General features: G+C 72.6%; 20 protein-coding genes and 1 riboswitch. Of the genes, 14 read left to right on the forward strand and 6 right to left on the reverse strand.

Annotated elements, in window-relative coordinates:
• Window positions 1–131: 131 nt before the first annotated feature.
• Window positions 132–2234: a glycogen debranching N-terminal domain-containing protein gene (locus tag ABGB06_RS16270; RefSeq protein ID WP_347589789.1), complete on the reverse strand. Its 2103-nt coding sequence runs from the start codon at window positions 2232–2234 to the stop codon at window positions 132–134.
• 135 nt (window positions 2235–2369) lie between these two features.
• On the opposite strand from ABGB06_RS16270, the gene ABGB06_RS16275 reads away from it, so the two are divergent.
• The 5 genes from ABGB06_RS16275 (at window position 2370) to ABGB06_RS16295 (ending at window position 7790) form a co-directional block, all read left to right on the forward strand.
• Entirely contained in the window at window positions 2370–3428 is a 1059-nt protein-coding gene (locus ABGB06_RS16275) for a LacI family DNA-binding transcriptional regulator (RefSeq protein WP_347589791.1), read from the forward strand.
• Window positions 3425–4714, forward strand: coding sequence for an extracellular solute-binding protein (locus tag ABGB06_RS16280; protein WP_347589793.1), 1290 nt, complete (start codon window positions 3425–3427; stop codon window positions 4712–4714). Before ABGB06_RS16275 ends, ABGB06_RS16280 begins: the two co-directional genes overlap by 4 nt.
• 34 nt (window positions 4715–4748) lie before the next feature.
• Window positions 4749–5807 carry a sugar ABC transporter permease gene (locus ABGB06_RS16285; RefSeq protein ID WP_347589795.1) on the forward strand — a complete coding sequence of 353 codons (1059 nt, stop codon included), beginning with the start codon at window positions 4749–4751 and terminating at the stop codon, window positions 5805–5807.
• The gene (locus tag ABGB06_RS16290) at window positions 5804–6700 is read left to right on the forward strand and encodes a carbohydrate ABC transporter permease (RefSeq protein WP_347589797.1); all 897 of its coding nucleotides are present in this window, start codon (window positions 5804–5806) and stop codon (window positions 6698–6700) included. The genes ABGB06_RS16285 and ABGB06_RS16290 overlap by 4 nt, the downstream gene beginning before the upstream one ends.
• A gap of 94 nt (window positions 6701–6794) precedes the next feature.
• On the forward strand, window positions 6795–7790 hold the full coding sequence (locus ABGB06_RS16295; RefSeq protein WP_347589799.1) for a lysylphosphatidylglycerol synthase domain-containing protein: 996 nt from the start codon (window positions 6795–6797) through the stop codon (window positions 7788–7790).
• A 15-nt stretch (window positions 7791–7805) separates the two neighbouring features.
• On the opposite strand, the gene ABGB06_RS16300 is transcribed toward ABGB06_RS16295, so the two are convergent.
• Window positions 7806–9428 carry an alkaline phosphatase D family protein gene (locus tag ABGB06_RS16300; RefSeq protein WP_347589801.1) on the reverse strand — a complete coding sequence of 541 codons (1623 nt, stop codon included), beginning with the start codon at window positions 9426–9428 and terminating at the stop codon, window positions 7806–7808.
• A gap of 198 nt (window positions 9429–9626) precedes the next feature.
• Window positions 9627–9782, forward strand: a riboswitch (cobalamin riboswitch).
• Window positions 9783–9993: 211 nt separating this feature from the next.
• On the opposite strand from ABGB06_RS16300, the gene metE reads away from it, so the two are divergent.
• From metE to ABGB06_RS16315, 3 genes are all read left to right on the forward strand, one after another.
• Entirely contained in the window at window positions 9994–12267 is a 2274-nt protein-coding gene (metE, locus tag ABGB06_RS16305) for a 5-methyltetrahydropteroyltriglutamate--homocysteine S-methyltransferase (protein WP_347589860.1), read from the forward strand.
• 245 nt (window positions 12268–12512) lie between these two features.
• Window positions 12513–13460, forward strand: coding sequence for a sulfite exporter TauE/SafE family protein (locus ABGB06_RS16310; protein WP_347589803.1), 948 nt, complete (start codon window positions 12513–12515; stop codon window positions 13458–13460).
• A complete protein-coding gene (locus tag ABGB06_RS16315) occupies window positions 13457–14425 on the forward strand; it encodes a sulfotransferase (RefSeq protein WP_347589805.1) in 969 nt (322 codons plus the stop codon). Before ABGB06_RS16310 ends, ABGB06_RS16315 begins: the two co-directional genes overlap by 4 nt.
• A 69-nt stretch (window positions 14426–14494) precedes the next feature.
• Here the strand turns inward: ABGB06_RS16315 and ABGB06_RS16320 are convergent, their stop codons facing one another.
• From ABGB06_RS16320 to ABGB06_RS16330, 3 genes are read right to left on the reverse strand one after another with little or no spacing between them, the layout of a single operon-like run.
• On the reverse strand, window positions 14495–15067 hold the full coding sequence (locus ABGB06_RS16320; RefSeq protein ID WP_347589807.1) for a glycosyltransferase: 573 nt from the start codon (window positions 15065–15067) through the stop codon (window positions 14495–14497).
• 1 nt (window position 15068) lies between these two features.
• The gene (locus ABGB06_RS16325) at window positions 15069–15548 is read right to left on the reverse strand and encodes a hypothetical protein (protein ID WP_347589809.1); all 480 of its coding nucleotides are present in this window, start codon (window positions 15546–15548) and stop codon (window positions 15069–15071) included.
• Window positions 15541–16494 carry a hypothetical protein gene (locus ABGB06_RS16330; RefSeq protein ID WP_347589811.1) on the reverse strand — a complete coding sequence of 318 codons (954 nt, stop codon included), beginning with the start codon at window positions 16492–16494 and terminating at the stop codon, window positions 15541–15543. Before ABGB06_RS16330 ends, ABGB06_RS16325 begins: the two co-directional genes overlap by 8 nt.
• A 161-nt stretch (window positions 16495–16655) precedes the next feature.
• On the opposite strand from ABGB06_RS16330, the gene ABGB06_RS16335 reads away from it, so the two are divergent.
• Entirely contained in the window at window positions 16656–18272 is a 1617-nt protein-coding gene (locus ABGB06_RS16335; RefSeq protein ID WP_347589813.1) for an oligosaccharide flippase family protein, read from the forward strand.
• A 127-nt stretch (window positions 18273–18399) separates the two neighbouring features.
• The gene (locus tag ABGB06_RS16340; protein WP_347589815.1) at window positions 18400–19038 is read left to right on the forward strand and encodes a hypothetical protein; all 639 of its coding nucleotides are present in this window, start codon (window positions 18400–18402) and stop codon (window positions 19036–19038) included.
• A gap of 66 nt (window positions 19039–19104) precedes the next feature.
• On the opposite strand, the gene ABGB06_RS16345 is transcribed toward ABGB06_RS16340, so the two are convergent.
• Window positions 19105–20826 carry a Wzz/FepE/Etk N-terminal domain-containing protein gene (locus ABGB06_RS16345; protein ID WP_347589817.1) on the reverse strand — a complete coding sequence of 574 codons (1722 nt, stop codon included), beginning with the start codon at window positions 20824–20826 and terminating at the stop codon, window positions 19105–19107.
• A gap of 99 nt (window positions 20827–20925) precedes the next feature.
• On the opposite strand from ABGB06_RS16345, the gene ABGB06_RS16350 reads away from it, so the two are divergent.
• The 4 genes from ABGB06_RS16350 to ABGB06_RS16365 all read left to right on the forward strand — a co-directional run bounded on the left by ABGB06_RS16350 (window position 20926) and on the right by ABGB06_RS16365 (window position 26613).
• On the forward strand, window positions 20926–21906 hold the full coding sequence (locus ABGB06_RS16350) for a glycosyltransferase family 2 protein (protein ID WP_347589819.1): 981 nt from the start codon (window positions 20926–20928) through the stop codon (window positions 21904–21906).
• Window positions 21906–23249: an O-antigen ligase family protein gene (locus ABGB06_RS16355; RefSeq protein ID WP_347589821.1), complete on the forward strand. Its 1344-nt coding sequence runs from the start codon at window positions 21906–21908 to the stop codon at window positions 23247–23249. Before ABGB06_RS16350 ends, ABGB06_RS16355 begins: the two co-directional genes overlap by 1 nt.
• Before the next feature lie 361 nt (window positions 23250–23610).
• The gene (locus ABGB06_RS16360; RefSeq protein WP_347589822.1) at window positions 23611–24570 is read left to right on the forward strand and encodes a glycosyl hydrolase; all 960 of its coding nucleotides are present in this window, start codon (window positions 23611–23613) and stop codon (window positions 24568–24570) included.
• Window positions 24571–25122: 552 nt separating this feature from the next.
• Window positions 25123–26613 carry a sugar transferase gene (locus tag ABGB06_RS16365; RefSeq protein WP_347589824.1) on the forward strand — a complete coding sequence of 497 codons (1491 nt, stop codon included), beginning with the start codon at window positions 25123–25125 and terminating at the stop codon, window positions 26611–26613.
• Window positions 26614–26676: the final 63 nt, after the last annotated feature.

Raw genomic sequence — 26676 nt, forward strand, 5'->3', positions numbered from 1 at the left:
CGTCCTCCACACGTCCCCTCGGCCTCACCTTCTCCAGCCTTCTCCTCGGACTCTCCGGTCTGCCCGGTCTCCCCCTGCAGTTGGGAGTCCCGGCGGCTCGGGCCCGCGGAGCGGCCGACGTTCGACAGGGCTCAGCCGTGCCGCACGGCGATCCCGGGGGGCGCCTCGACGCGCGTGGTGCCGTCGGTCGCGACCGCGACCGCCAGCGGCCGGCCCGCGAGTTCCAGGCCGGTGACCCGGAGCGGGCGGTACCGCTCGGGCAGCCCACCGGCGACCCGCAGGGAGCCGCCCGGCACGTCGGGCCGCAGGCCGAGCAGCGCGGCGAGCACCAGCATCGGCGCCGTCGCCGCCCACGCCTGCGGACGGCAGGCGGCCGGATACGGCGCGGGCGGAACGCCGGTGTCGGCGCCGTACCCGGCGAAGAGCTCGGGCAGCCGGCCCTCGAACCGCTCGGCGGCCCGGACCAGACCCGCGGCCAGCGAACCGGCGACCTCGGGGAAGCCGTCCTGGGCCAGCCCCCACACGGCGATGGCCGTGTCGTGCGGCCACACCGAACCCGTGTGATAGCCCAGCGGGTTGAAGCCGCCCGACGCGCTGGACAGGGTGCGCAGGCCGAAGCCGCAGTCCAGTTCGGGACGGGCCAGCCGGTCGGCCACCAGCCGGCGCTCCTCGGCGTCGAGCAGGCCGGTGCCCAGCAGATGGCCGAGTCCCGAGGTCACCGAGTCCACCGGCCGCTTGGCATGGTCCAGCGCGACGGCCGGATAGGGGCCGTGCTCGTCCTCGACCCAGAACCGCCGCCGGAACGCGGTCGCCAGCCGGTCGGCCCACTCCTCCCAACGGTCCGCGCCGGGCCGGCCGAAGGCGCGCAGCAGCGCGGCTCCACCGCGCGCGGCCGCGTGCGCGTACGCCTGCACCTCGCACAGCGCGATCGGCGGTTCGGCGAGCCGGCCGTCACGGTGCCGGATGCCGTCCCCTGAGTCCTTCCAGCCCTGGTTGGCCAGGCCGGTCCCGGTGCTGTCGACGTACTCCAGGAAGCCGTCGCCGTCCGCGTCGCCGTGCTCGCTCATCCAGGCCAACGCGGCCTCGGCGTGCGGCAGCAGCTCCGCCACCCGGTCCGGGGCCAGACCCCAGCGCCAGGCGTCGTGCAGCAGCAGCACCCACAGCGGCGTGGCGTCCACCGTCCCGAAGTAGCGGGTGGGCAGTTCGATGCCCTGCGCCGGCAGGCGCACCACGTCCTGGCGTATCTCGTGCAGGATCTTGCCCGGCTCCTCCTGGGAGCGCGGGTCCACCACCGCGCCCTGCCGGCGGGCGAGCACCCGCAGCGTGCTGTCGGCCAGCGCGGTGCCCAACGGCAGCAGCATCCGCGCCGCCCAGATCGAGTCGCGGCCGAAGAGCGTCGCGAACCACGGCGCCCCGGCGGCCAGGAAGAGCTCGTCGGGCCGCTCGGGATCGGCCAGCAGCAGCCGCTCCAGGTCCGCGTGCGACTGGTCGACCCAGCGGTCGAACCGACGGTCGGCGCTGCGCAGTTCCGGCGTCCGCCAGGGCGTGCCGGTGCCGGGCGCCGGCGCGGGGAAGGGCACGCCCCTGGTGTCCGCCACGGTGCACACCAGCTCCGCCCGCCAGCGCTCGCCGGGGGCCAGCACCACGTCGTAGCGGAGCACGCCGTGGTCGCCGACCGCCTCGACCTCCGCGGCGCGCGGGGTGCTGGTCAGGCGCACCGTCAGCGTGTCGTCGGCCCAGCGGAGCCCGTCATCCGTGGCCGTGACCGCGGCCCCGGGCACCGCCGTTCCCGACTTGACCTGCGGCACCGAGGCGAGATCGGTGCCGGCCGCGACGACGAGGCGGGTGCTGGCCGGCAGCGCGCCGGCGTTGACCACCTCCAGGGTCTCGGTCAGCCGCCCGGAGGCGACGGCGCGGGTCCGGGTCAGCACGACCGCGGGATCGGGCGTGGCCTCGGCCAGCCCGCGCAGCACCGAGCGGAACAGTGCCCGGTCGGCGCCCCGCACCCCGCCGCCCACGGCCGCCAGCGGCACCTCCTCCGCGGTCACCACCAGCCGTCCGAGGGCCCGGCGCTCGCCGTGGTAGAAGCCGTCGGCGCCGCCCACGAACTGCCCGTCGGGGCGGGAGACGGCGAAGCTCGGGGCGTGCAGCGTGACGCAGGCGTCGTGCAGGAACGGCTGGAGGGGCGCCACGTCGGGAGCCGCACCGCTTCCGTCGGAGGGGTTGACAGTCATGGGTCAGGGCACCAATCTTTCCTGGAATTGGAGCGTTCCAAAGAACGTAGTGGCTGTTCATGGCCCATGCAATGCCTTTTGGATCGCTCCAAGCTTGATCGCTCCGATCAACCAGAGAAGGCGGGAGACACGGCGATGGCGGGTACGTCCGGCGGTGCTGGCGGCGGGCGCGGGGGTGTGACCCTCGCGATGGTCGCGCGCCGGGCCGGGGTCTCCCCGCAGACCGTGTCCAACGCGCTCAACTCCCCCGACCTGCTGCGCCCGGACACGCTGCGACGGGTCAGGCAGGCCATCGAGGTCATGGGCTACCGCCCGCACCGGGCGGCGCAGACGCTGCGCACCCGCTCCAGCCGGCTCGTCGGCTACGGCATCCTGCCCGCCCCGCCCGGCGTCTCGACCGCGGTGATGGACCGCTTCCTGCACGCGCTGTCGCAGACCGCGGAGGAGGCCGGGCACCGCATCCTGCTGTTCGCGGCCACGCCGGGCGAGGCCGGACTCGCCGCCTACCAGGAGCTGGTGGACAGCTACAGCGTGGACGGGTTCGTGCTCAGCGACACCACGCACGGCGACCGGCGGCAGGGCTGGCTGGCCCGGCACGGCATCCCGTTCGCCGCGTTCGGCCGGATGTGGTCGGGGCGCCAGCTCGGCGACTTCGTGGACGTGGACGGCGCCGCGGGGACCGAGGCGGTGGTGGACCACCTGGTCGGTCTCGGCCACACCCGGATCGGCTTCCTCGGCTGGCCGCGTGGATCCGGCGCGGGCGACGACCGGGCCGCCGGCTGGCAGCGGGCGATGCGGCGGCACGGCCTGGCCGTGCGCGGCCGGCGGGCCCAGACCGTGGACGACGTCGGCGAGGCGGCCACCGCCGTGGGCCCGTTGCTGGACGCCGGGGCGACCGCCGTCGTGACGGCCAGCGACACCCTGGCGATGGGCTGCTACCGCGCCCTGCGGGACCGGGGGCTGAGCCCGGGCCAGGACGTGTCGGTCGCCGGATTCGACGACTCCCCCGCCGCCGCGCTGGTCTCGCCCGCGCTGACCAGCGTCACGCAGCCGCTGGACGCCGTGGGAAGCGCATGCGTCCGGCTGCTTCTCGACCGGCTGCGCGAACCCGACCGACCCGCCGAGCATCTGCTGCTCCCCCCGGCCCTGACGGTCCGCGACAGCACCGCGCCACCCCCCAGGAGGACCCCGTGAACCCCGTGCACCCCGCGACCACCCGGCCGCCCCGCGACGGCCGGCGACGCGCCAGAACCGCCCACGCCGTCGCCGCCGGCGGCCTGCTGCTGACGGCCCTCGCCGGCTGTTCCTCGAACTTCGGCGAGGACGAGACGGAACAGGACGACAGCGCCAGCCAGCAGCTCACCGTGCTCATCGCCACCTCCGGCGACGCCGAGACCGACGCCGTCCGGGCGGCGGCCGGCGCGTACGAGGAGGAGTCGGGCAACACCGTCCGGGTGGAGGTGGCCCAGGACATCAACCAGCAGCTCGGCCAGGCCTTCGCGGGCGGCGAGCCGCCCGACGTGTTCTACGTGGACTCCAGCCAGTTCGCCAACTACGCCGAGGGCGGCTCGCTGCACCCCTACGGCGAGCGGATCACGGACGTCGACGACTTCTCCCCCGCCCTGCGGCAGTCCTTCACCAGGGACGGCGAGCTGGTCTGCGTGCCGAAGGACACCTCGTCGCTGGCCCTGATCGTCAACGCCGAGCTGTGGCGGGCGGCCGGGCTGACCGAGGCGGACCGCCCGGAGACGTGGGAGCAGTTGCGGGACGTCGCCGAACGCCTCACCGGAGACGGCGTGACGGGCATGGTGACCACCGAGGAGTACCAGCGGCTCGGCGCGTTCATGCGGCAGGCGGGCGGCTGGATCACCAACGCCGAGCAGACCGCGATGACCGCCGACTCGCCGGAGAACGCGGAGGCGTTGGAGTTCGTCAGGGGCATGCTGGACGACGGGTCCTGGCGGTACGCCAGCGACCTCGACGCCCAGTGGGCCGGCGAGGCGTTCGGCGAGGGCCAGGCGGCGATGACGGTCGAGGGCGGCTGGTTGGCGGGCGCCCTGGCGGCCGACTACCCGGACGTCGAGTACGAGGTGCTGCCGCTGCCCGAGGGGCCGGCCGGCCAGGGCACCCTGGCGTTCACCAACTGCTGGGGCGTCGCGCAGGACAGCGCGCACCGCGAGGCGGCCGTGGACCTGGTGGACTTCCTCACCCGACCGGAACAGCAGATCGCGATGGGCGAGGCGTTCGGCGCGATACCGTCCCGGGTCAGCGCGGCCGAGGACTACCTCGCGGAGCATCCGGAGCAGGAGGCGTGGGGCGCCAGCGGCGACTGGGTGCAGGGCCCGGTGACCATCCAGGGCTTCGACACGGTGCTCGCCCAGTTCAACACCGACCTGGCGGAGCTGCGCACCGCCGACCCGGACACGATCCTCGCCGACCTGCAGCGCTACGGCGAGGCCGCGCTGGACGAGGTGTCATGAGCGCGGTGCGGGACGACGCGGGCGGGGCGGCGCCGTGAGACGCGGGGCCGCCCGCCCGGCGGTGGCCGGGCAACGGCTCTGGGGGTGGCTGTTCGTCAGTCCCGCGACGCTCGTCCTCGGGGTGTTCCTGGTGCTGCCGATCCTGATGGCTGCCTGGGTGAGCCTGTTGGACTGGGACGGGCAGTCCAACCCGTTCACCGACGGCGAGGCGACGTTCGTCGGCCTGGACAACTACCGCGAGCTGCTGGCCGAGGACGGCCTCGACCGCATGCTGTTCATGACCTCGCTGCGCAACAACCTCTACTACGTGCTGATCGAGGTGCCGCTGGTGACCGGGCTGGCGCTGGGGCTGGCCCTGGTGGTGCACCAACGGCGGCTGCGCGCCCGGAGCATGCTGCGCACCACGTTCTTCTTCCCGTCGGTGACCAGCTCGGTCGCGGTCGCCACGGTGTTCCTCTTCCTCTTCCAGGGCGGCGGGGCCGTCAACGGCGTGCTGTCCTGGTTCGGGGTGCACGGTCCCAACTGGTTCGCGGACTCCCGCGGCGTGGTCTGGGTGGCGCTGGACGGCCTGGGCCTGGTCGACGCGCGGCGGCCGACCGGCGTGCTGGCCGAGCACGGGTTCCTGGGACTGTCCTGGTTCGAGTGGCTGTCCGGGCCCTCGGTGGCCATGTGCACGCTGATCGTGCTGGCCACCTGGACCACCTCGGGCACGTTCATGCTGATCTTCCTGGCCGCGCTGCAGGACGTGCCGCGCGAGCTGGAGGAGGCGGCGGCGCTGGACGGCGTGGGGCGGCGGCGGATGCTGTGGCACGTGATCCTGCCCGCGCTGCGGCCCGTGCTGTTCCTGGTACTGACCCTGGCGTTGATCGGCAGCTGGCAGGTGTTCGACATGGTGTACGTGATGGGGCAGGGGGCGCCGGGGAACACCACGCTGACGCCCGCGTTCCGCTCCTACCAGGCGGCGTTCGGGGACGCCGACTACGGCCAGGGCGCGGCGATCGCGTTCGTGCTGTTCGCCGTCATCCTCGCGTTCACGGCGGGGCAACGCTGGTTGCTGCGCGAGCGCGGCCCGCGGAAGGGGCGGGCCCGATGAGGCGCCGCGGAACCCGCGGCCACGCCGAACGGCCGGTGCTGGCCCGGTCCCGCCCGGTGTGGCGGGTGCTGGGGTACGCGCTGGTGGTGGGCCTGGCGCTGCTGTACCTGCTGCCGTTCGTCCTCCAGCTGGCCACCAGCTTCAAGACGGATCCGGAGGCCGCCGCCGACCCGCTCTCGGTGTGGCCGGCCACCCCCACCACGGCGGCGTACCAGCGGCTGTTCGGGCTGAGCGAGTCCGGCGACAGCGTGCCCTTCCTGCGCTGGCTGGGGAACTCCGCGGTGGTGACGGTGCTGGTGACCGCGGGGCGGGTGCTGTTCGACTCGATGGCCGGCTACGCGCTGGCCCGGCTGCGCTTCCCGGGCCGGGCGCTGCTGTTCGCCGGCCTGCTGGGGATCATGGCGGTGCCCGGGGTGGTGCTGCTCATCCCGAAGTTCCTGGTGCTCAGCACGCTCGGCATGTTCGACACCTATTCCGGGATGGTGGTGCCGCTGCTGGTGGACGCCGCCGGGATCTTCATCATGAAGCAGTTCTTCGAGTCGATACCCCGGGAGGTGGAGGAGGTCGCGCGGATCGACGGCGCGGGCACCCTCCGCATCTTCTGGTCGGTCGTGCTGCCGATGGCCAGGCCGGCGCTCATCACGCTGACGATCCTGTCGTTCCAGGGCTCGTGGAACGAGTTCACGCACTTCCTGGTGTCCACCCAGTCGAGCCAGTACGAGACGCTGACCACGGGACTGGCCCGGTTCGTCGCCGGCGGCCTCGGCCAGGGCACGCAGTTCCCGCTGAAGCTGGCGGCGGCGGGACTGTCCACGATCCCCGTGGCGGTGCTGTTCTTCTGCTTCCAGCGCCAGTTCGTCCGCGGTGCCAACGCCGGGGCGGTGAAGGACTGAGGGGGTTCACCGGCCGGTCGGGCGCCGGACGCCGGTTGGTCGCCGGCGCCCGGCACGCTCGGCGTGACGTCGACGGGAGGGAACGGCCGGGCCGATGCCGCAGGAGAACCGCACCTGGCGGCGCCTGCTGCCGAGCCCGCGCCAGGCGCTCTGTCTGCTGCCGCTGGTGGCCGTCGCCGGCTGGCTGGTGGCGCACCGCTCGACGCTGTGGACCGGGGCGCGGCAGGCGCTCGACGCCGACGGCCCCTGGCTGATGGCCGCGGCGGCGTGCACGGCGCTGGGGTTCGTCGCCGTCTCCTTCGCCCGGCAGGGCACCGTGCGGGAGCGGCTGCCGCCCGCCCGGCTGCTGGTCACCCAGTTCGCCGCCGGCGCCGCCAACCACCTGCTGCCCTCCGGCATCGGGGCGAGCGCGGTCAACGTCCGCTTCCTCTCGCGCTGCGGACTGCCGCCGGCCCGCTACTCCGCCGCGCTCGCGCTGTACTTCCTGGCCGAGGGGGTGTCCCGGATCGGGCTGCTGCTGGCGGTGCTGCTGGCCTTCCCGAACGCGCTCCGCATGGAGGAGCTGCTGCCGGAGCGGATCGGGCTGTCGCTGGTCGCGGCGGTGGCGGCGGCCGTCGCCGTCGTCCTCCTGCTGACCGCCCTGGCGATCCGCCCGGCGCGCCACGCGGTCGCCCGTTTCCTGGCGACCGCGCTGACCGACGTCCGCGCCCTGCACGCCCGGCCGGCCCGGGCGTTGGCGCTCTGGGGCGGCTCGCTGGCCTTCCCGGCACTCCAGGCGGCCGGGTTGGTCGCGGTGGCGCTCTCGATGGGGCAGGGGGGCACCTCCCAGGCCTCTGAGGCCTGGGGGAGGCTGCCGGTGGCGCACGTGGTGCTGGCCTACCTGGCCGCGACGGTGGTGGCCGCCGTCGTGCCGTCCCCCGGCGGACTGGGCTCCGTGGACGCCGCCCTGGTGGTGGCGCTGGTCGCCGTCGGAGCGCCCGTCGCGACGGCGACCGCCACCGTGCTGGCGTACCGGGTCATCACGGTCTGGCTCCCGCTGCTGCCGGGCGCCCTGGTGTTGGGCGTCCTGGTGCGGCGCGGCGTCCTGTGACCCGGCTCCCGCCGGCTACTGGCCGACCCGGCCCGGCTGGAGGGTCTGCTGGAACAGCACGTCGCCGCCGACCTCGCGGAGCCGGACGGTGAGCTCGCCGCCGTCGCCGTCGATCTCCACCTCGCCGTAGAACTGGTAGCCCTCGGCGGGCGAGACGTTGGCCCGGTCGGGTGCCCTGAGGAAGACCCGCTCAGGCCCGAACGTCGGGTCCAGCTCGTTCGCCGGGAAGGAGCCGGCGTTCAACGGGCCGCTGACGAACTCCCAGAACGGCTCGAAGTCGGTGAACCCCGCCGCGTCCGGCCGGTAGTGCTGCGCCGAGGTGTAGTGCACGTCGGCGGTGAGCCACACCGTGCCGGTGATCCGGCGGTGCTTCACGAATCGCAGCAGCTCCGCGATCTGCAGCTCCCGGCCGAGCGGCGCGCCGGGGTCGCCGTTGGCGACGGCCTCGATGTCCGTCTCGCCGTCGGGCACCACCAGGCCGAGCGGCATGTCGGCGGCGATCACCTTCCACACGGCGCGGGAGCGGGCGAGCTCGGCCTTGAGCCACTCCAGCTGGGCGCGGCCGAGGATGCCCTGCGGGTCGGCGGTCTGCTGGCCCGGCGAGTTGGCGTTGCGGTAGGTGCGCATGTCCAGCACGAAGACGTCGAGCAGCGGGCCGTGGCGCACCACCCGGTGCATCCGTCCGTCGCGCCCGCGGTTCTGGTCGGGGGCCAGCGTGGGCACCGGGAAGTACTCGGCGTACGCCTGGCGGGCGCGCGCCGCCAGCACGTCCACCGACCGCTCGGTGTAGCGCTCGTCGTCCAGGATCTCGCCCGGGTACCAGTTGTTGGTGACCTCGTGGTCGTCCCACTGCACGATCGAGGGCACCTGGGCGTTGAACCGGCGCAGGTTGGCGTCCAGCAGGTTGTACCGGAAGGTGCCGCGGTACTCGTCGAGCGTCTCGGCCACCTTGGACTTGGCCTCGGTGGTGACGTTCCGCCACACCCGCCCGTCCGGCAGGGTGACGCTCGGCTCCAGCGGGCCGTCCGCGTAGACGGTGTCGCCGCTGAACAGGAAGAAGTCCGGGTCGAGGCGGCGCATCTCCTCGAACGCGCGGTAGCCGCCGAGTTCGGTGTTGATGCCCCAGCCCTGTCCGGCGAGGTCGCCCGACCACACGAACCGGACGCCGTCCCCGCGCCGGGCGGGCGCGGTGCGGAAGGTGCCGGTCACGGGCGCGCCGCTCCGCCGCGGGTCGTCCGGGTCGGCGAGCAGCACCCGGTAGTGCATCTGCTCGCCGGGCGGCAGGCCGCGCAGCGCCGTGGTGCCGGTGAAGTCCGTGTCGGGGCCGAGCAGCGGCCCGTGCCAGCGGCGCGGCGCGCGGAACGACTCGGTGGCCGAGGTCTCGACGACCATCAGGGCCGGACGGTCGGACCTCACCCACACCAGGCCCGAGGAGCTCGTGACGTCTCCCGCCTGCACGCCCCAGCGGGCCTCGGGGCGCCCGGAGCGGGCCTGCGCGGGCGCGGCGCCGGCCAGCGCGGGCAGGGTGGGCAGGGCCAGCGCGGCCGAGGCGAGCGCCCCGCCCCGCAGCACCGTCCGGCGGCCGACCGGCCGCCGGTGGTGGGATCCGACGTCCCGTCCGGAACTCGACTCGGTCATGAGGTACCTCCCGTGGTGCGACGCGCTGATCCGCCGCAGCATGGTCCGCCCGCGACGACGTCGGATGCCGCGCGGCGGAACGCCCGGCGAACGCACGGCGAAGAGCCGGACGCCCCTCCCCCAGGCCCGGCGCCGCGGAGGAGGGCATAGGGTCGGGGACGCCGACGGTTCGTCGGGCTCCGCGGAGTCCGGCGAGGCAAGAGGGAACCCGGTGCGAATCCGGGACTGCCCCGCAGCGGTGAGTGGGAACGACCGCCGTCATCAGGCACTGGGCGCGCCGCGCCCGGGAAGCGACGGCCAGTAGGTCCGGCGGCTCCTTCGGGAGCCGGCGGGTGCCCGCGAGTCCGAAGACCTGCCGCCGGCGCGCGCACCGCCGGTGCGCGCTGGTCCTGGGCCTCGCGGGTGGGCTCGTGGGACGCGTTCGTGCCGGTTCCGGCGCGGCGCCGTTCTCGCGTGCTGTCCTCGTGGTTCCGACCGAGGTCAGCGAGCTCGCGAGGAGAGAGCTGTGATCGACGACACCACCCACCGCACCCACCGCACCCACGATGCCCGTCGTGCTGACGAGATCGGCGCGACGGTGCTGGGCTATCCGCGGATCGGCCCGCGCCGGGAGCTGAAGCGCGCGGTCGAGGACCACTGGGCCGGCCGGCTGGACACCGCGGGCCTGTTGGAGGTCGGCCGCGCGCTGCGGGCGGCGACCTGGCGGGAGTTGGCCGACGCCGGCCTGGACTCCGTGCCGGGCAACACCTTCTCCCACTACGACCAGGTGTTGGACGCCGCCGTGCTGGTCGACGCGGTGCCGCCGCGGTTCCGCGCGCTCGGCCTCCCGCCGCTCGACACCTACTTCGCCATGGCGCGGGGCCGGGACGACGTGGCCCCGCTGGAGCTCACCAAGTGGTTCGACACCAACTACCACTACCTGGTGCCGGAACTGGCGCCGGACACCCGGCTGGCGCTCGCCGACGACCCCGAACCGGTCGCCGAGTACCGGGAGGCGGCGGCGCTCGGGGTGCCGACCCGGCCGGTGCTGCTGGGCCCGGTGACGTTCCTGCTGCTGGCGAAGCCGGCCCCGGACGCGCCGGACGGGTTCGTTCCGCTGGACCTGCTGGAGCCGCTCCTGGCCTGCTACGCGGAGCTGTTGGAGCGGCTGGCCGACGCCGGGGCGGACTGGGTGCAGCTGGACGAGCCGGCGTTCGCCGCGGACCGCACGGAGGCGGAGCTCGCGGCGCTGCGCCGGGCGTACGACCGGCTGGCGGCGCCGCGCCGCCGGCCGCGGATGCTGGTCGCCGGCTACTTCGGCGATCTGGGCCCCGCGCTGCCGGTGCTGGCCGGCACCGCCGTCGAGGCGGTCGGCGTCGACCTGGTGGCGGGCCCCGCGGCGGCCGGCCGGCTGGCCACCCTGCCGGGGCTGCGGGACAAGACGGTGGTGGCCGGCGTGGTGGACGGGCGCAACGTGTGGCGCACGGACCTGCGCGCCGCGGCGGCGACCTGCGCCGGGCTGCTGGGTTCGGTCGGGCGACTCGCGGTGTCCACCTCGTGCTCGCTGCTGCACGTGCCCTACGACCTGGCCGCCGAGCCCGGGCTGGACCCCGGGCTGCGCGACCGGCTGGCCTTCGCGCGGCAGAAGGTGGCGGAGGTGGTGCTGCTCGGGCGGGCGCTGCGGGTCGAGGAGCCGGCCGTCACCCGGGGCCTCGCCGAGGCGGGCGAGGCGGTGCGCCGGGGCCGGGCCGCCGCGCGTCGGGACGACCGGGTGCGGGCCCGGGTCGCCGCGCTGCGCGGCCGGCCCCACGAACGGGCCCCGTACCGGGAACGGGCCAGGGTCCAGCGGGCCGGGCTCGGGCTGCCGCCGCTGCCCACCACCACCATCGGCTCGTTCCCGCAGACCGCGGACGTCCGCCGGGCCAGGAGCGCGCTGCGCGCCGGCCGGCTGGACCAGGCCGGCTACAACGAGCGGATGCGGGCCGAGATCGCCCGGGTGATCGCCCTGCAGGAGCGCCTCGGCCTGGACGTGCTGGTGCACGGCGAACCGGAGCGCAACGACATGGTGCAGTACTTCGCGGAGCGGCTCGACGGCTTCGCCACCACCGCGCACGGCTGGGTGCAGTCCTACGGCTCGCGCTGCGTGCGCCCGCCCGTCCTGCACGGGGACGTCTCCCGGACGGAACCGATGACCGTGGAGTGGAGCGCCTACGCCCAGTCACTGACCAGCCGGCCGGTCAAGGGCATGCTGACCGGCCCGGTGACCCTGCTGGCCTGGTCGTTCGTCCGCGACGACCAGCCGCTGGCGGCCACGGCCGACCAGCTGGCGCTGGCGCTGCGGGATGAGATCCGCGATCTGGAGGCCGCGGGCCTGCGGATCGTGCAGGTGGACGAGCCGGCGCTGCGCGAGTTGCTGCCGCTCCGGGCCGCGGACCGGCCGGGGTACCTCGAATGGGCTATCGGAGCGTTCCGTCTCGCCACCTCCGGGGCGTCGGCCACGACGCAGTTGCACACCCATCTCTGCTACTCGGAGTTCGGGGACGTCATCGACGCCATCGACGGGCTGGACGCCGATGTCACCACCATCGAGGCCGCCAGGTCCCGGATGACGGTGCTGCGCGACCTGCGGAACGCGGGCTTCGGCCGCGGCGTCGGTCCGGGCGTCTACGACATCCACTCGCCGCGGGTGCCGAGCGCAGAGGAGGTCGCCGAGGCGCTCGCCGAGGCGGTCCGCTCGGTGCCGCCGGAGCGACTCTGGGTGAACCCCGACTGCGGTCTGAAAACCCGCGGCTACGCGGAGCTGGAACCGGCCCTGCGGGCCTTGGTGACGGCGGCCACACAGACCCGAGGCGCCCTTTAGATCTTCCCGATAGGATTGCTAGGGTTTTACGACAGTATTGCGAGTTGAACGGGAAACCATCGGCGCGTACTCGGGCCGGGCCACCCATGGCCCGACCGTGAGAATCCTATGTGTCGCATGGAGCCGCCACGTGGATCGTGGCACGGTGCGTGGGAATCGTGACGCCCTGAGTCACGGAGTTTCGCGCACCGTGCCGGCGGTTATCCCTCGACTCGGCGACGACAGGGTCCCCTGGAGGCGATGCCGTGAACTGGTGGATGGCGCTGACCGGTCTCTTCGTCGGCACGGTGGTGGGAATGACCGGAATGGGCGGCGGGGCGTTGATGACCCCGATTCTGGTGCTCTTCTTCGGAGTTTCCCCCCTTGCCGCGGTGTCCAACGACCTGGTCGCCTCGGCCGTCATGAAGCCCGTGGGCGCCGGCGTGCACATGCGCCGGGGCACGGTGAACAAACGGCTGGTCGGCTGGCTGATGGTCGGGTCGGTGCCGGCCGCGTTCGGCGGCGTGCTGCTGGCGAGATGGCTCGGCTCGGGGGACGACATCGAGCACGTCATCAAGACCGCCCTCGGCGCCGCGCTGCTGCTGGCCGCCGGGTCGCTGGTCGCCAAGGCCTATCTGCAGATGCGCGAGCGGGTGCAGGGCAAGCAGGTGAGCGACCAGGACGCGCTGTCCATCCGGATCAAGCCGGTCCCGACGGTGGTGATCGGCGTCATCGGCGGCATCGTGGTGGGCATGACGTCGGTCGGCTCGGGATCCCTGATGATCATCGCGCTGCTGGCCCTCTACCCGATGCTGAGCGCGAGTTCGCTGGTGGGCACCGACCTGGCCCAGGCGGTGCCGCTGGTCTTCTCCGCCGCGATCGCCCACATGATCTTCGGCGACTTCGAGTTCGGCATGACCGCCACCCTGCTGATCGGCTCCATACCGGGCGTCTACCTGGGGGCCAGGTTCTCCTCCTCGGTGTCGGGCGGCCTGGTGCGCCGGGTGCTGATCGTGGTGCTCGTCGCCTCGGGCCTGCAGATGCTGGGAGTTCCGGTGCTGGCCACCGGCATCATCGTCACCCTCTCCGTGGTCCTGGGCCCGCTCGCCTGGATGTGGGCGCGTAAGCTGAACGGCCTGCCCGCCCGTGCGCGGGTCGAGGCACGGAAGGTCGAGACGGCCGAGGTGGCCCGAGGAGGCGTCGTAAGCCAGTGACGAACCCACCGATACTCATCACGGGTCTGCCGCGCAGCGGCACCAGTTGGGTCGGCAAGATGCTGCAGGCCAGTGGTGAGGTGGTGTACGTCAACGAGCCGCTCAATCCGAGCCGTCCGCCGGGCCGCTCCCCCGGCGTGCTCAACGCCTCGGTGAGCCACGCCTTCCAGTACATCTGCGCCGACAACGAGGCCCCGTGGCTCGGCGCGTACCGGGACACCACCGGGCTGCGCTATCACACGCTCGCCGAGCTGCGGGCCAACCGGTCGCTGCCCGACCTGGCGCGGCTGGCGAAGAACCTCAGGGCGTTCACCGCCGGCCGCCTGCGCGGCCGGCGGGCGCTGCTGGACGATCCCTACGCCGTGCTCTCGGCCGCCTGGTTCGCGCGGCGGCTGGGCGCGGTGACCGTGGTGCTGGTGCGGGAGCCGGTGAGCTGGGCGGGCAGCTGGCGCAAGCTGGGCTGGACCACGTACTTCCACGAACTGCTGGAACAGCCGCTGCTGGTGCGCGACGTGCTCGGCGAACACGCCGAGGAGCTGCGCCGACTGGTGGGCAGCCAGGACGAGCTGGCGAAGAACGCCACGCTGTGGCGGGTGACCTACGAGGCGGTGGACGCGATGCGCCGGGCGTCCGACGCGGACGCCGACGGCGGCCCGGGATCGCTGCACGTGGTCCGCTACGAGGACCTGGCGGGCGATCCCGAGCGCGCCTTCGGCGAGCTCTACCGGACGTGCGGACTGACCTGGGACGACGCCGCCCGGAGCGCGGTGCGCTCCGCGACCCAGGCCGGCACCGCGCCGACCCGGGCGATGTCGTGGAGCCTGCGCGGCGGCCTGTCGCGCACCGCGTTCCAGCCGATGGACAGCCAGACCTCGCTGGAGACGTACAAGGAGCGGCTCAGCGGGGAGGAGATCGACCGGGTCACCGAGCTGACCCGGGAGACCCGGGACCGCTTCTACGGCTGACCTGCGGCGCCGGTGACGGCCGGACGGTGACGGCCGGACGGTGACGGCCGGACGGTGACGGTTGGGCGGCTAGGGCCGGCCGCGGCGGCGCAGCGGGAGCAGGGCGCGCCGGGTCGGCCGGGTCATCAGCTCCTCGACCAGCGAGCCGAACCGCCGCACGGTGCCCGGCAGATCGCTCACCTGCGGCTCGGCCACGAAGCGCTCGGGCCGGAGCAGCGCGGCGGAGACCAGGCTGCGGAACGCGTCCTCGGTCTCGGCCAGCCGCACCAGGCCCGCCTCGCCGAGGCGCCGGCTGAACCGCACCTGGTGGTCGTCGACATGCTCGCCGAGGTCCGAACGGCGCGGCACGACGATGGGCATCTTGCCGACGCCGCGCGCGTCCATGATGGAACCGGGTCCGCCCTGGCAGACCACCACCGCGGCCTCGCGCAGCGCGGCCTGGAGCTCCTCGTGCGGCATCAGCGGCGCGGCCCGGAGGCCGGGCGCCGACGGCTCGGGCGTGTGGCCGTGCTGTACCAGCCAGCGCACCGGGGTTCCGGTGTCCGCCCAGCGCTCGATCCAGCCCATCGGCCGGGTGAACGGGTGGTGGTCGGTGCCGACGGTCACCAGCACCAGCGGGGCGTTCCGCGTCTCGGTGGGCATCTCAGAGCACCTTCCCGACCACGACGGAGTCGTCGTACAGGCGGCGTTGGTCCTCCCACTGCACCAGGAACAGGTCGGTCACCGGCTGGCACAGCCGTCCGGTCACGGTGCGGCTGTCGATGCGGTCGAAGACCTCCAGATAGGTGGTGCGGATGCCGCGCAGCCTGGCCACCCAGAAGAACGGCACGGCGACGCCCGCGCCGGAACTGACCACCAGATCGGGCGCGTACCGCGGGATCAGCCGCCAGGCCAGCCAGAGGTTGCGCAGCAGGTTGGGGATGTTCCGGGTGGTCGGCTGGTAGGCCCAGGTGACCTCCTCGCCGGCGAGCAGCGAGCGGGCGTCGGCGCTGTCGAACGTCACCCATCTGCGGTCGTGGTCCCGCCACCAGGGCGCCAGCCGGTGGAGCTGGGCGAGGTGTCCCCCGGAGGAGCACACCATCAGCACCCGCAGTGGTCGCTGGTCGAGCGATTCCCTAGCCATCGGTTGGCCTTCCGCCTAGTCGGTAGCCGTAGCGCAGCATGCCGGGCACGGTCAGCGCGGTGACGACGGCCTTGTCCCTCGGCCGCATCGCCGACCGCCAGGCGTCGTCGACGCGCAACGGCACGGTTCCGTCGGAGAAACGCATGGGATTGCCGGACACACTGTGTTCCACGGACAGTCGCAGTCCGGACTCCTGCACGAAATCCAGATCCTGTGGTCCCAATTCGTGGTCGGTGAGCGCGGAGATACGCCGCAGGGCGCCGGCCGGATCGGCCACGAAGCCCTCGTAGCGGAGCCGTTCCCCGCCGCGGTGGAACAGTCGAAGCACGTCGAACAAGCCGTTGTAGGTGGACCATCGGGCCGCCAGACGGGGAATCGGAATCCTCGCCATATAGGCGTCTTCGTCGGTGATCTCCGGCCGCTTGACCTTTTTCGCCCATGAGTGCGCGACGCCCCGACTGTCCCGCATGACGTGCAGCAGGCGCAGGTCGACGCCGCCGGTCCGCCGCAGCACCGCGGCGTAACTGACGTGCTTCGACGAGTCGATGACCACGGAGGCGCCGCTCACCTCGCGGATCGCCGCGTAGAGTCGTCCCAACACCTCGGTGAGCTCGGTCAACCGGGCGGCGTAGGCGCCGGAGGGCCGGCCACGCAGCAGTTTGGGCAGGTAGCGGGTCCGGTCCACCTCGTGTTGCAGCGCGGCCACCCCGGCCGGGTCGGCCGCGGCCCAGCCGCCGAACGCGCGCTCGCCGACCTCGCTCCAGAACGGGCAGTCCAGGAAGCGGGCGCCGCAGCCGCACAGGTGGTTCTCGGCCGCGCCGCGGGTCCAGAGGAAGACGACTTCACCCACATGACAGAAACCCGGAAGCTCGCCCAGCGCACGAGAGAGAATCGTGCTGCCGCTGCGGCCCAGTCCCCCGATGTAGAGCACACGGACGCGATCCATGGTCGCGGAGCCTAGGAGTGCCGCGTGTAGGCACACAATATTAACTAGCCTAAACACACAACACGTCCACCACCCCCGACCTCTATGACCGCCCTAAGTCACATAAGCGGACACTAGACTGCCCGGCGTTCACCCGAATTCCGTCGAAAGAACACCACGCCGTGACGACCGCATCCGGAGTAACCAACGAGCCAGAGGCGGGGGCCAGCAGGTCGGACCTGTCCGGGGCCGCCAGGAGCGGCGCGCTCGGGCTCTTCGGCGCCGCGGTCGCGGCCGTGGGCGGGTTCGGCCTCACCGTCGTCGTCACCCGGGGCCTCGGCTCCGCCGGCGCCGGGGTCTTCTTCCAGTGCTTCGCGGTCTTCACGATCCTCTCGGCCGTCGGCACCGCGGGCGCCGACACGGGACTGCTCTACACGGCCACCCGCAGTCGGGCGTTGCGCCGGGTGGCCGACCTGCGCCGTGCCCTGCTCGTCGCCTACGGCCCGACCACGCTGGCGGCGAGCGCGATCGCGCTGACCGTCTACCTCTCCGCGCCGCGGCTGTCCGCGCTGCTGGTGGACGAGGCGCACCGCGAGCAGGGCGCGGACTACCTGGCCCTGCTCGCGCCGTTCCTCGTGGTCGCGATCCTCGGGCTGATCTCCGTGCAGGCCACCCGCGGCTTCGGCGGCCTGCGCACCTACGTGCTGCTCCAGCAACTGCTGCTGCCGATCGGCCGGGTGCTCGCCGTCGGGCTGGTGCTGGCGTTCGGCCTGCACGGGCTCGCGGTGCCGCTGGCCTGGGCGGTGCCGCTGTTGATCAGCGGCCCGCTGGCGGCGGCAGCGCTGTGGCGGCAGCTGCGACGCACCGAACGCCGGCTGCTGCCGGAGTCCGAACCGCCGCGCCCGCTGCGCGAGATAGCCAGGGAGTTCTGGGCGTACGCCTCGGGGCGGGGCTTCGCCCAGGCGTTCACCCAGTCGATCGTCTGGTTCGACGTCATCATCGTCGGCGCCCTGCGGTCCGCCCACGAGGCCGGCGTGTACGCGGCGGTGAGCCGCTTCGTGACGACGGGCACGCTGGTGATGCAGGCGATGCGGCTGGGCATCCAGCCGCAGCTGGGCGCGGCGCTCGCGGTCGGCGAACGGCGCCGCGCGGAGGATCTCTACCGGATCACCACCCAGTGGATCGTCGCCTCCTCCTGGCCGCTCTACCTGGTGCTGGCCACGTTCGGACCCCAGGTGCTGCGGCTGTTCGGCCAGGACTTCACCAGCGGCGCCGACGCGTTGACCATCCTGTCGCTGTCGATGCTCTTCAGCCTGGCCACCGGGAACGTCAACACCGTGCTGCTGATGGCAGGACGCAGCCGGTGGAACGCCGCCAACACCGTCGCGGCCCTGGCCGCGAACATCGTGCTGAACCTCCTCCTGGTGCCCGCGCACGGCATCGTGGGCGCCGCCGTGGCCTGGTCGGCGAGCATCCTGGTCGAGCGGACGATGGGCATGTACCAGGTGCGGGTGCTGCTCGGGCTGCGCGGCCACGGCAGGGGGTTCGTGCTGGCGGCCGTGCTCGCCGCGCTGGTCTACGGCGGTGTGGGCCTCGCGCTCCGGCTCACGGCGGGCGCCACACTGGGGGCGTTCCTGAGCTATCTGGCGATCACCGGCGTGGTCTACGCGGCGGCGCTGTGGCTGTGCCGCGACGCGCTCGGGCTCGCCGCCCTGCTGGACATCCTCCGGCGGCGCGGCGCCCGCTCCGGCCCTCGCCCGGACGCCGCGCCCCCGGCCACGGACCGCGCCGGTCGCTGAGCGGCTGACCCGAACCCCCGGCGCCACCCGAGGCGTTGGTGACAGAACGGGCACATCACCTCCAGAATTGCGAAGCCGGTGTGGACGAGCGGTCCGCGCCGCATCAGCGACCCACGAGGAGACCGTCTTGTTCAGACGCCTGAGGACCCTGTTAGCGCTCGCCGCGGCCACGGCGGGCGTCCTGGTCGGCACCGCCGGATCCGCCGAGGCGGCGCCGGTCCCGGAGGATCGGGACCACTGCGCGATCGTCCTGGAGCGGGGGAACCCGATCCCGGTGCGGTCCGGGTGCTTCAGCGACTTCCGGGCGGAGGTGCGCTGGCTGACGGAGGGAGCGGTCACCGACGCGCCGCGCGACCGGGACGCGGCGCTCGCCGACGCCGCGCTGACCGGACGGTTGCGGACCGCGCAGGGAACGCTCTTCGCCACCGACGACGAACGAGCGAACTACGCGCTCATCGCCACCGAGTACGAGCACGAGAACTACGGCGGCGCCAGCGCGGACGTGTGGGGCGACGGCACGTGCTCCAACGTCCTCCCCGTGGCCGAGTTCTCGGTCGCCCGGGTGGGGCATCTCAATCCCCCACCCGGGCAGGGCTTCCCGTGGTGGAACGACCGGATCACCTCGTTCCGCAGCTACGCCGGCTGCCTCGCCAACCACTGGCAGCACGACAACTGGCTCGGCAGCAACACCGGCTACCGGGGGCCTGAGGTCGCCAACATCGGCGAGTCCATGAACGACGAGACCTCGTCCATCCAGTGGACCTGAGCCATCCAGCGAGCTGAGCCCGACCGGCTGAGCGGCGATCGCTGATCCCGTGCGGCCCGCGCGGGTTCAGCGGAGGCTGCTCTCGGGGCGGCGGTGCTTCTGGGCCGCGGGCGCCGCCGCCGCGTCGTGCCGGGTGGCGCGGGCGCGCCCGCCGCGGCGGGCCGTGGTGACGATGCCGCAGCCGGCCACCGGCGTGCCGAGCCGCTCCAGGTCGGTGGCCAGCGCGGACAGATCGGGCGCCAGGGTCCGCCCCCGCTGCCCGACCACCACCGCCGCGCCCGCCGCGCCGGCCATCGCCAGCGTCTCGGACCGGCTCAGCTGTCCCGAGGCGTCCAGCACCACGTACCCGTCCGTGGTGGTGAGTTCGGCGACCAGCGCGTCGAAGTGGCCGCTGCCCAGCAGCGACCGCACGTCGCCGCCGTAGGCCGCGCGCAGCCCCGGGACCGCGGTGGAACGCAGGGTGTCCGCCGGGCTCGTCATCCCGGGCACCGCCCCGGGCATCAGCGACGAGATGCCGCCGCCCTCGCCGAGCGCCGCGAGCCCGGCCGCGCCCGGGTTCGACCAGCCGGGGGTCAGCAACGCCACGCCACTGTGCGCCTGCGCGATGGCGACGGCGAGCGCCGCACCCGCGGTGCCCGCGCGGCCCTGGGTCAGGTCGGCGACCAACAGCACGCGGATGTCGGCGCGCCGGAGCGCCGGCATCAGGTGGGCGCGCAACACCCGGTAGGACTCGGCGGCGTCCCCGTCGGGGTCCTCCAGCAGCGGCGCGCCGGGCCCGCCGGGGATCTCGGCCAGCAACGGCGCCCGTACCGCCCGGCTCACGTCGTGGCCCGAGCGCACCCGCCGGTCGAGCCCGTCGCGGGCGAACGCGGCGAGCAACGCCAGCACCAGCGCCGCCAGCGCGCCGCCCACCAGGAACGTCGGGCCGCCGGCGAACGAGGCCGGCGCCGCCTGCTCGGCCTCGCGCAGCACGGTGCCCGGTTCGAAGACCAGGCTCTGCAGGTCGCCGCGCCGGGTGGACAGGCTCTGGATGCTCCGGTCGGCGATCTGCCGGTCGGCATCCGCCTCCTGGGCCTCGCGCGTGCCGGCCTCCGCGGCGGCCAGCGCCTCCTCGGCGGCGATCAGGTCGTCCCTGGCCTCGCCGAGCGACTCCTCGACGTTGTCCAGCATCTGCCGCTGCTGGTCCCGCGCCTCCGCCTCCCGGTGCTCCAGGTACGCCTGGGCGAAGGCGTTGGCGCCGTCCACCGCGTCCTGCCGGGAGTTACCGGCGTAGCTGAGGGTGAGGCTGGCGGTGTCGCTCGCCGCGGTCACGGTGAGGCCCGCGCGCATCGTCTCCGGATCGCCCGCCGGCGAGAGCAGTTCCGCGGCGGCCTCGGCGACCTCCGACGACTTGGCCAGTTGCGCCTCGGAATCCGTATTGACCAGTTGGTCGGCAGTTCTCCCGCTCGTGAACGGATCGGTGCCTATCGGGTTCACGCGAACGATCGTGGAAGCCTCGTACCTGTCGGACGCGAGTTGCGCGTACCCGACGACCGCCGCGACACCGATCAACGCGACGACGAGAACGATTCGCCACCGGCGCCTGGGCACCTCGAAATACTGCCGCACCGCTACGGACTGCCCGTCGGATGTGCCCGTTGTGCCAGTCATGAGAACCTTTGGTTTGTGGGGGGCTTTGTGGGGGATTCCAGGGCGAGCAGGACACCCCGGCTCAGCGGGGGACGACCTGAACGACCATACAACGGCGCCCTTGGCGACCCTGAGGCGATTCCGTGAACGTATAAACATCGCATGAACAGCGCACGGCGCAATCGGACGACCCGGCCGAGAGCGCGAATGCTAATCTCGGCCCCCGGCAAGCGGCCCGCTAACCGATGAGGTCACACCATGAGTGAGAGCGCCGCAGCAAAGACGACGGCGAAGCGGCAGGCGACACCGATTCCGGACCCCGGCAGACCGTCACCGTCGGTGAGCGTGGTGGTGGCCACCCGGGACCGGCCCGAACTGTTGCGCCGCGCCGTCGCCGCCATCCTCGGGCAACGGTACGAGGGCTTCGTCGAGTGCATCGTCGTGTTCGACCAGAGCGATCCGGTACCCGTGGACGTGGAGCCCGGCGAGAACCGCGCGCTGCGCCACATACGCAACGAGCGCACCCCGGGCCTGGCCGGCGGGCGCAACACCGGGATCCTCGTCGCGAACGGCGATCTGGTCGCTTTCTGCGACGACGACGACGAATGGCTGCCGGGAAAGCTCGGCGCCCAGGTGGAGCTGATGGACCGGCACCCGGAGGCGCCGCTGGTCTCGACCGGCATCGTCGTCTCCTACGGCGACCGGGAGATCCCCCGACTGGCGCCCGACCGGGCGCTCGCCCGCCCCGACTTCCTGCGCGACCGGATCATGGAGGTGCATCCGAGCACCGTGCTGATCCGCCGCCAGGTGCTGCTGGACCGGATCGGCCTGGTCGATGAGGAGATTCCCGGCGGGTACGGTGAGGACTACGAGTTCCTGCTGCGCGCGGTCGACGTCGGCCATATCCACGCGGTGCACGAGCCGCTGGTCAGGGTGCTCTGGAGCGCCCGGTCGTACTTCTTCGACCGGTGGAAGATGATCATCTCCGCGCTGCACTACCTGCTGGAGAAGCATCCGGACTTCGCGACCGAACCGGTCGGCATCGCCCGCATCGAGGCGCAGCTCGCCTTCGCCCACGCGGGCCTGGGCGAGATGCGCCAGGCCAGGCGCTGGGCGTTCCGCGCGTGCCGGCACAACTGGCGCGAACAGCGGGCGTACGCCGCCCTGCTGGCCAGCACCAGGCTGGTGAAGATCGACACAATCGTGAAGATGGCGCACCGCTCCGGCCGAGGGATCTGATGCCCGCGCGCGTCGGGTCCGTGCTCGAACGCCTTGCGCCGCCGACCCTCCTGACCACCACCCGGGCCGAGGCGCGGCCGCTGCCGCGCTGGCCGATGTACGCGCTCTTCGTGGTCTTCCCGCTGTGGTGGCTGCTGGGCCTCGGCGACATGATCTGGCCGCTGTTCGCCGTGCCGATGCTGGTGCTGCTGCTGCGGCACGGCGAGCTGCGGGCGCCGAAGGGCTTCGGGCTGTGGCTGCTCTTCCTGGTGTGGATGTTCGTCTCGGTGGTGGAGATCGACACCGGCGGCCGGATGATCGGCTTCTTCTACCGCGCGCTGATCTACCTCGCCGCGACGGTGATCTTCCTCTACGTCTACAACGGCACCGAGCGCGATCTGCCGGCCCGCCGGGTCGCCCTGGTGCTGACCGCCTACTGGGTGGCCGTGGTCGCCGGCGGCTACCTGGGGGTCTTCTTCCCGCACGGCTCGATCTCGACGCCGATGGCCCAACTGGTGCCGGAGGGCCTGCGCGCCAACGAGCTGGTCTCGCACATGGTGACGCCGCGCTTCGCGCAGGGCGATCCCGACGGCTTCTACCAGAACGAGCCTCGCCCGTCCGCGCCGTTCGCCTACACCAACGGCTGGGGCCACAACTACGCCGAACTCGTGCCGTTCGTGCTGGTCGCGCTCGGCTACCTGCGCCGCGGCCCGCTGTTCTGGGTCGTGCTCGGGCTGTTGCCGCTCTCGCTGGTGCCGGCCTACCTCACGGTCAACCGCGGCATGTTCATCGCGCTGGGCCTCGGCCTGGCCTATGCGGCGCTGCGGATGGCGCTGCGCGGCAACGCCAAGGGCCTGCTGGGGCTCGGCGGGCTGGTCACGGTGGCGCTCGGCATCAGCCTCGCGGTGGGCGTGCGGGACCGGGTCTCGGCCCGGGTCGGCAACAGCCAGACCAACGAGACCCGGCTCGCCGTGTACCAGGAGGCGTACGAGCGGACGCTGGACTCGCCGCTCTTCGGATACGGGGCGCCGCGGCCCTCGATCCTGGGCGAGGGCGTGCCGGCGGTCGGCACCCAGGGCCAGTTCTGGAACGTGCTCTTCTCGCACGGTTTCCTCGGCGCCGCGCTGTTCCTCGGCTGGTTCGTCTGGCTCTCCTGGCGCACCCTGCGGGCGCCCAGCACGCTGGCGTTGTGGATGCACGTCGTCGTCGTGATGACGACGGTCATGATGTTCTACTACGGCCTGATGGACTCCGGACTCGTCATCGCGATGACGGCGGGCGCGATCGCGCTCCGCGAGGAGGAGAGACATCCCGACGTGACGCCGCGCGCCGAACCGCTACTCGCCAACATTCGTTACACATGACGGTCATGCCGCCGAAATAGTGTGGAGGCCCGTTGAATGATGTCCGGGCCGCACTGGACGGGGCGCTTGGCGATCACCATACTCGGAGGCCGTGCCGTTCACCGGGGTTCCCGTGGACGTCACGAAATGGGGAGGGGCGTCGGTTTCGTGTGCACCGCCGCCCCAGGGGCTGGTTCGCGCGGTCGGAGTACTCCGCGCGCGCAAAAAGAAAGGTCAGTCCGATGAGTTAGGGGCGTCAATGAAGGACAGAACACCAGCAGCCCGCGCACCCCGCTCCCGGTGGCGACATATCGCTCTTCCCGGGCGTCGCCGCAGGTGGACTCTCGTCGCCTCGGCGATCTGTGCCGCCGTCCTCAGCCCGTTGACGGTCAGCGGCTCATCCACCGCCGGCGCCGCCCCGCAGCAGCCCGACTGCCCACTCAACGAGATCTACGTTCCCGAGTGCGGCGTGTTGTGGGGCATTTACACCGAGACCGCCGAGGGCAGGAATCCCTACACCTCCGTGTTGGACCTCGAGTCCGACATCGGCAGGCAGTTCGACTTCGTGCACCGCTATCACGACTTCTCCAACCAGGGTTCCCAGGGCAGGTTCCCGGACCAGTGGGAGCAACAGCTGGGTGCGGACGACGAGCGCATGCTGCTCATCAACTGGACCACCCGCATTCACGGCACCGACGAGCGGGTCTCCTGGGACGAGGTGGACAGCGGGGCGTACGACGAGTCCGTCATCCGCCCGGTGGCACAGCGTCTCAAGGACTGGGGCAAGCCCGTCTTCCTGGCGTTCGACCACGAGGCCGAGGGCAACCGTCGCCCCGGCCAGGGCGACGGCTGGGACTACGTGCAGGCCTGGCGCCACATCTACGATGTCTTCGAACAGATGGGCGTCGACAACGTCGTGTGGACGTGGCTCCACGTGGGGTGGACGGGTCATGAGGAGACCACCCCGAACTTCTACCCCGGTGACGATTACGTGGACTGGATCGGATACGACCCGTTCAACTACTACGTCTGCCGGGACAACGAATGGCGCTCGCCCGGCGAGGCGTTCGGCACCTGGTACAACTGGCTCCAGCGCAACGGCTTCGACCACAAGCCGATCATGCTCGGGGAGTACGGCACCGTCGCCGATCCGGAGAACGAGTGGGCGCAGGCGGAGTGGTACCGCAACCTGGTGCCGGCGTTGGAGAAGTACCCGAACATCAAGGCAGTCGCCCAGTTCAACACGTACAAGCACTGCGACACCAGAGTCTCCACCCGCCCGGACGTGCTGGAAGCATTCGCCGACGCGGGTCGCCACGACTACGTGACCCTGGACCGCTGAGCCGTTAACGCCACCGTCTCGCGGAACTGCCGTGCCCGTTCCCCCCACACCATCCCCACCCGGGGCGCGGCAGTGTGCGCAGCGTGCCGGGCGTCGAGGAGGCCGCTGGCCGCCTCGACGCCCGGCACGAGCGTTCGAGTCTATTCACGCATGGTCCACAAGGAGGCCACAGGTACCTGTTGACATGTATCTCGCAGCATTGCTGTACTGATCGCCGCTGCTGCTGACCGACGCTGTGAATTGGGGGTTTGATACTTCATCCGCGTAACTTCACCCGCGGCAGACCCCGTCCTGCAGCAGACGCCCTCTGAGGACCGTGCTGACGGTTTCTCTCATAACGCGTCACCTCTCGTCACAGAGGATCGGCGACTCCGTCGTCGCCGTCCCCCACACCTCTAACACCACGAGAAATGTGATTCGCCATGACGCTGTCACCAATCGGCACCCGCCGTCGCCGCCAGCGGCCGGGTGCCAGTCAACCGTTCACCATGCCCGCATCGCGCCGGGCCGTTCCGTCCGGCACGCAGCCGAACCGTAAGCGGGGGTGTTGCGATGTCGCTGCCCACGCTTGAACTCACCCAGCCGGACCCGTTCCGCACCAGTCGTCCGTACCGCCGTCCACCGGGCGGCCAGCCCAGATCGAACCGCTGGGAGGGGCGCTACGTCGGGACCCTGGTCCTGGTCGACGCCCTGGTCGCCCTGGTGGCCGCGTCGGCGGCGGCCGGGGCCCGCTTCGGCACCTCGCCCGCCGGCGACGGCTACCTCGTGTTCAGCGCCGTCTTCCCACTGCTGTGGGTCGGGGCGCTGGCCGTCAGCCGGGCCTACGACGTGCGCTTCCTGTTCCTGGGCGCCGAGGAGTACCAACGCACCTTCCTCGCCGGCGTCGCGCTGACCGCGGGCGTGGCGGTGGTCTCCTACGCCGCCGCCCTCGAGGTGGCCCGCGGCTACGTCGCCCTGGCACTGCCCGGGGCGTTGCTCCTCGACCTGCTCTGCCGCTACCTGCTGCGCAAGTGGGTGCACCGCCGGCGGGTGAAGTCCGCCCGGTTCATGCAGCGGGTGATCGCCGTCGGCTACGAGCGGTCGATCGCCGTGATGGCCAGGGAGTTGCACCGGCACCGCTACCACGGCATGCGCGTGGTCGGCGCCTGCCTGCCCCCGCACCGGCCGTTCCGCACACAGGTGGAGGACCTCGACGTTCCGGTGTACGGCCGGTTCGACGACGTCGTCGAGGCCGTCGAGGCGACCGGCGCGGACACCGTCGCCGTGCTGTCCTGCCCCGAGCTGGACGGCACCGAGCTACGCCGCCTGGCCTGGCAGTTGGAGGCCAGCGACGTGGACCTGGTGGTCGCCCCGGCGCTGATCGACGTGGCCGGGCCGCGCACCACGATCCGCCCGGTCGACGGGCTGCCGCTGGTGCACGTCGACCATCCGCGGCTGTCCGGCGGCAGGCGGCTGGCCAAGGAGCTCTTCGACCGGCTCAGCGCCGCCCTGGCGCTGCTGTTCCTGCTGCCCGTGCTGCTGGTCATCGGCCTGGCGATCCGGCTGTCCAGCCCGGGTCCCGCGCTGTTCCGGCAGACCCGGATCGGCAAGAACGGCGCCGCGTTCACGGTGCTGAAGTTCCGCTCGATGTACCTGGACGCGGAGCAGCGGCTGCCGGAGCTGCGGCCGGTCAACGACAACGACGGAGTGCTGTTCAAGCTCCGGGACGACCCCCGGGTCACCCGCCTCGGGCGGCTGCTCCGCCGGTACTCGCTGGACGAGCTGCCGCAGCTGTTCAACGTGCTGACCGGTCAGATGTCGCTGGTCGGCCCACGGCCACCGCTGCCCAGCGAGGTGGAGCAGTACGCCGGCGACGTCAACCGCCGGCTCGTCGTCAAACCCGGGCTGACCGGCCTCTGGCAGGTCAGCGGCCGCTCCGACCTGTCCTGGGAGGAGTCGGTCCGGATCGACCTGCGCTACGTCGAGAACTGGTCGCTCGCGCTGGACGCGATGATCCTTTGGCGCACCGTCTTCGCGGTGCTCCGGTCGCAGGGCGCGTACTAGCCCGCGGCCCGCTCGGCCACGACGGCGGCTGGGGCCGTTCGGTTCGCACCACGGTGCGAACCG

Source organism: Streptomyces sp. B6B3 (assembly GCF_039871525.1).
Lineage (GTDB): Bacteria > Actinomycetota > Actinomycetes > Streptomycetales > Streptomycetaceae > Streptomyces.